The 4,372-nt window shown below is 58.3% G+C and carries 5 protein-coding genes; 4 read left to right on the top strand and 1 reads right to left on the bottom strand.

The annotated features are described in order from the left end of the window. Positions 1 to 264, bottom strand: a 264-nt coding sequence (locus CZ203_RS05000; RefSeq protein ID WP_143436137.1) for a CtsR family transcriptional regulator, incomplete at its 3' end; no start/stop codon positions are given. Between the two features lie 439 nt (positions 265 to 703). Between CZ203_RS05000 and CZ203_RS04995 the strand changes: the two genes are divergently transcribed. The 4 genes from CZ203_RS04995 to CZ203_RS04980 all read left to right on the top strand — a co-directional run bounded on the left by CZ203_RS04995 (position 704) and on the right by CZ203_RS04980 (position 4,338). Further along, a complete protein-coding gene (locus tag CZ203_RS04995; RefSeq protein ID WP_087065070.1) occupies positions 704 to 874 on the top strand; it encodes a DUF362 domain-containing protein in 171 nt (56 codons plus the stop codon). A gap of 286 nt (positions 875 to 1,160) precedes the next feature. After that, positions 1,161 to 2,426 (top strand): ArsB/NhaD family transporter, encoded by a 1,266-nt coding sequence (locus tag CZ203_RS04990; protein ID WP_087065069.1) that lies wholly within the window; start codon positions 1,161 to 1,163, stop codon positions 2,424 to 2,426. Positions 2,427 to 2,456: 30 nt separating this feature from the next. Further along, positions 2,457 to 2,912, top strand: a complete 456-nt coding sequence (locus CZ203_RS04985; RefSeq protein WP_087065068.1) for a hypothetical protein — start codon at positions 2,457 to 2,459, stop codon at positions 2,910 to 2,912. A gap of 223 nt (positions 2,913 to 3,135) precedes the next feature. Further along, positions 3,136 to 4,338 carry a cation:proton antiporter gene (locus CZ203_RS04980; RefSeq protein ID WP_087065067.1) on the top strand — a complete coding sequence of 401 codons (1,203 nt, stop codon included), beginning with the start codon at positions 3,136 to 3,138 and terminating at the stop codon, positions 4,336 to 4,338. Positions 4,339 to 4,372: the final 34 nt, after the last annotated feature.

Here is a 4,372-nt window from a genome sequence, read left to right as displayed (position 1 = left end):
CCCGCCGATGCCGCGCGCCGCCTCGACCAGCGTGCGCTGCTTGTCGTCCATCAGCCGGATGATGCGGATATAGCCGCCGCCGCCGCGCTGGCTCTCCACCAGGTAGCCGTTTTCCGGCGTGAAGCGCGTCTCAATCACATAATTGATCTGGCTGGGCACGCAGGAAAAATGGTCCGCGAGGCTTTTGCGCTGCAGCTCGGCGACGCCGCCGCCGTCCGACAGCATCTCGCCGATAAAGTCGGCGATCACATCGCTCATCTTCATATCCGTCATCTCCAATCTATCTTGCAAGGCCTCGGCCGGATTTCTGACTTTCCCTGCCTTTGACCTTTCCTGACCTTTGTCTCTATTATAGCACAGCGCCGCCAAAGCGCAACCCGGTTTCTGACCTTTCCTGACCTTGCATTTCCGATAATCCGCCGTTATCCCAAAGGAAATCCCGTTTGCTCACAGGATCTCTGTTTTTCAAGCGTTTTCAATTTATTTGACCTTCCCTGACCTTATGTGACGGCCCCACAGCCACCTGCAAGGCCGACAAACGCCTCCCGCGCCCCCGCCCCGGCGCGCTTTCGGACAATTTGCCAAAACGCCCAGGTTTCCCTTCGGGAAAATGTTATACCCCGCTAACATGGGATATACGGCTTGTTTTTTCGAAAACTTATGCTACAATGTAAGAGTAATTTTAATCAGGAGGTGCTTTCCCATGGCATATGTAATTTCTGACGCTTGCATCAGCTGCGGTTCTTGCGAGAGCGAGTGCCCTGTCGGCGCGATCTCTGCCGGTGACGGCCAGTATGTTATCAACGCGGACGCTTGCGTTGACTGCGGTTCCTGTGCTGGCGGCTGCCCCGTAGGCGCGATTGCCCAGGGCTAATCCGTAACAGGTACTTAATACGCGGATAAAAGGCTCGTCTCTGAAATAGGGATGGGCCTTTTTTCGCACCCTTTCGGCAATTTCCCCGAAACGCCGCCCCCGCGCGTCCGCCGGCCTGTGCAATGTAGTTACACGGTCATTATTTAAAATTATTATCTTCCGTTTTTTGTTACCCTACGCCGTTGCAATCCCAAATACCCGGGCGTATAATGGCTGACACAAGCAGAATACTGCAGGCGTCCGGCCGCTTTTGCGCGCCTTGGCGTCAATAGGGAGGTCATATGCAATGAATTTACAGCAAATCCTGTCCATTATCATCTTTCTCGCGGTTATTGTCGCGATCATGTCCGAACGGGTGCACCGTGCGGTGGCGGCGATTTCCGGCGCGGTCATCCTGCTCCTGTGCCACCTGCTGACCGTGGACAAAGCGGTCGGTTACATCGATTTTAACACCATCGGCGTACTGATCGGCATGATGCTGTTCGTCGCGGTGGTCAAAAACTCGGGCATCTTTGAATATATCGCGATCAAGTCGGCCAAAATCGCCAAAGGCAACCCCTGGCGCATCATGGTCATGTTCTTCCTGATCACGGCCGTGCTTTCCGGGTTCCTGGATAACGTCACGACCGTCCTGCTGATCGGCCCGATGACGCTCGCCATCACGCGCATCCTGAAGGTCGACCCCGTGCCGTTCATGATCGGCGAAATCCTGGCCTCCAACATCGGCGGCACCGCGACCCTGATCGGCGACCCGCCGAACATCATGATCGGCTCCGCGGCGCACCTGAGCTTTACCGATTTCTTCGCAAACACCGGCGTCGCGGTCATTTTCATCATCATTGCGACGCTGCTGTGCTTCCGCGTGATCTATGGCCGCAAAATGACGGTCGCCGCGGACGCCATGCAGGCGGTCATGCAGCTTGACGAGCAGAAGGCCATCAAGGACCGCCCGCTGATGATGAAAAGCATCGTCATGGTCGTGCTGATCGCGCTCGCGTTCATTTTCCACGACGCGCTGGGCGTGGAATCGGCCACCATCGCGCTGGCCGGCGCGGCGGTCATGCTGCTGCTCGGCAGGCAGGACGCGGAGGAGACCATCCTCGGCGTCGAGTGGTCGACCATCCTGTTTTTCACCGGCCTGTTCGTCGTCGTCGGCGGCCTGGTGGAGACCGGCGTGATCAAGCTCCTGGGCAACGCCCTGCTCTCCGCGACCGGCGGCCACCCCATGGTGACGATGCTGGTCATCCTGTGGCTGTCCGCCCTGTTCTCCGCCATCCTTGACAACATCCCGTTTGTCGCGACGCTCATCCCGCTCATCCTGACCATGCAGCAGGGCGGCATGGACGTGACCCCGCTTTGGTGGGCGCTCTCGCTCGGCGCGTGCCTCGGCGGCAACGGCACGCTCATCGGCGCATCCGCAAACGTCGTGCTGTCCGGCATTTCCGCCAAGGACGGCCACCCCATCACGTTTATGCAGTTCTTACGGGTCAGCTTCCCGCTGATGATCCTGTCCATCGTCATCTCCACCATCTTCCTGGCCATCAAGTATTGACCCGGGTGGCAACTGAAAGGAGCACACGCCATGAATGAAAACACTATCAGCGGCGACCTGATCGGCGTCGCCCTGCGCCAGCTCGGCGCGACCTCTATCAAAGAGGTGCACAGCATGATGCATATCGCGAATTTCGACCTCGGCGGGGGCGTCGAAGTCTCCTATGTCTTTAACATCACCAAGGACAGCCGCTACTTCCTGCAGCGCATGCGCCCCTACCCGCTGCCGCAGGGCAAGTTTTCAGACGCGCAGGAGATCATCGATTTTATCACCGTGGACATCGCGGCTTTCCGCAACGCGCACAACTCCAAGAATTTCCCGCGCTTTGTCCAGGTCAACGACCGCATGGGGCAGCTCGTCGGCCAGCTGGAAGACCTGTTCCTCCATTACAATGTGGACGGCGACGCGCTCGCGGCGTTCCATAACGAGCTGGAAAAGCTCGTCGGCGCGGCGGAAACCCTACGCGGGCAGGCAAAGCCCCTCTGAAAAAACGCTTCCTCCATCCCTATCTTTCCGGGAAGGCCGCCTGCGGGCGGCCTTCCCCTTTTTTTGTCCACACCCACAAAAAACTGCCTTCCCCGGCAAAAAGTTTTTGCCCCCGGTGCAGAAATTCTTTCATGGTTTCAGATTTTCTTGCATTTCCAGGTTGAACCGTGTATAATAACACATTGCCAGTCCAGAAGCAAATACATGGGGGAAGGTGTTATTTATGGAATCCTATCAGTTCCTGCTCGTCCTGGCGATCATCCTTTTGTCTACAAAGGTGCTAGGGCTGCTCAGTGAACGCGTACATATGCCGCAAGTCGTCGGCGCGCTGCTCGCCGGCGTGATCCTCGGTCCCAGTGTCCTCGGCATGGTCACGGAAACCGATTTCCTGATGAAGGTCTCCGAGATCGGCGTCATCGTGCTGATGTTCACCGCCGGCCTGGATACCGATATCAAGGAACTTAAGAAAACCGGCTTCGCGTCGTTTGTCATCGCGGTCATCGGCGTCGTGGTGCCGCTCGCCTGCGGCTTCGGCTGCTATATGGCGTTCTTTTCCGACACGGCCGACCCGGCGAACGTGCTCAAGGCGACCTTTATCGGCGTCGTGCTGACGGCGACCTCGGTCTCCATCACGGTGGAAACCCTGCGCGAAATGGGCAAGCTGCGCGGCAAGGTCGGCACCGCCATCCTGGGCGCGGCCGTCATCGACGATATCCTCGGCCTGATCGTGCTGACCGTGATCTCCGGCTTTGCCGACCCGTCGGTCAACCCGGCGAGCGTGTTCATCCGCATCCTGCTGTTCTTCGTCTTTATCGCCATCGTGGGCTTCGGCGCGTACCAGGTTTTCAAAAAAATGGACAAGGCCTGGGGCGAAAAGCGCCGCGTCGCGATCGTCGGCTTGGTGTTCTGCCTGATCCTGGCCTACATTTCCGAGGTCGTCTTTGGCATCGCGGACATCACGGGCGCGTACTTTGCCGGCCTGATCCTGTGCAATATCATGCGTACCCGTGAATATATCGCCAAAAAGATGACCGTCATCTCCTATATGTTCTTTTCCCCGCTGTTTTTCGCGAGCATCGGTATCAAGACCGTGGTCACCGGCATGACGGGCACGCTGGTCGTATTTTCGCTGATCCTGCTCGCCGTGGCGATCCTGTCCAAGATCATCGGCTGCGGCCTGGGCGCGAAGGTGTGCGGCTTCAATATGCATGAATCGGTTTCGGTCGGCATCGGCATGATCTCCCGCGGCGAAGTCGCGCTGATCGTCGCCCAGAAGGGCGCGCAGGCCGGGCTGATCAGCGAAAGCCTGTTCCCCGCGATCGTCGTCGTCGTCATCGTCACGACGCTGATCACGCCGATCCTGCTCAAGATCGCCATGAAAAAGGACCCCACGCCCCCGCCTGCCCAGGGGCAGCAAACCGCCTAAAAAGGCCAATTCAGAGACCCGCCGTTTTCAGTAG

Origin of the sequence: Intestinibacillus massiliensis, from assembly GCF_900155735.1 — a bacterium.
Classification (GTDB): Bacteria; Bacillota; Clostridia; order Oscillospirales; family Butyricicoccaceae; genus Intestinibacillus; species Intestinibacillus massiliensis.
The sequence above is the reverse complement of the archived record's forward strand: the minus strand, read 5'-3'. Positions and strand labels throughout refer to the sequence as shown.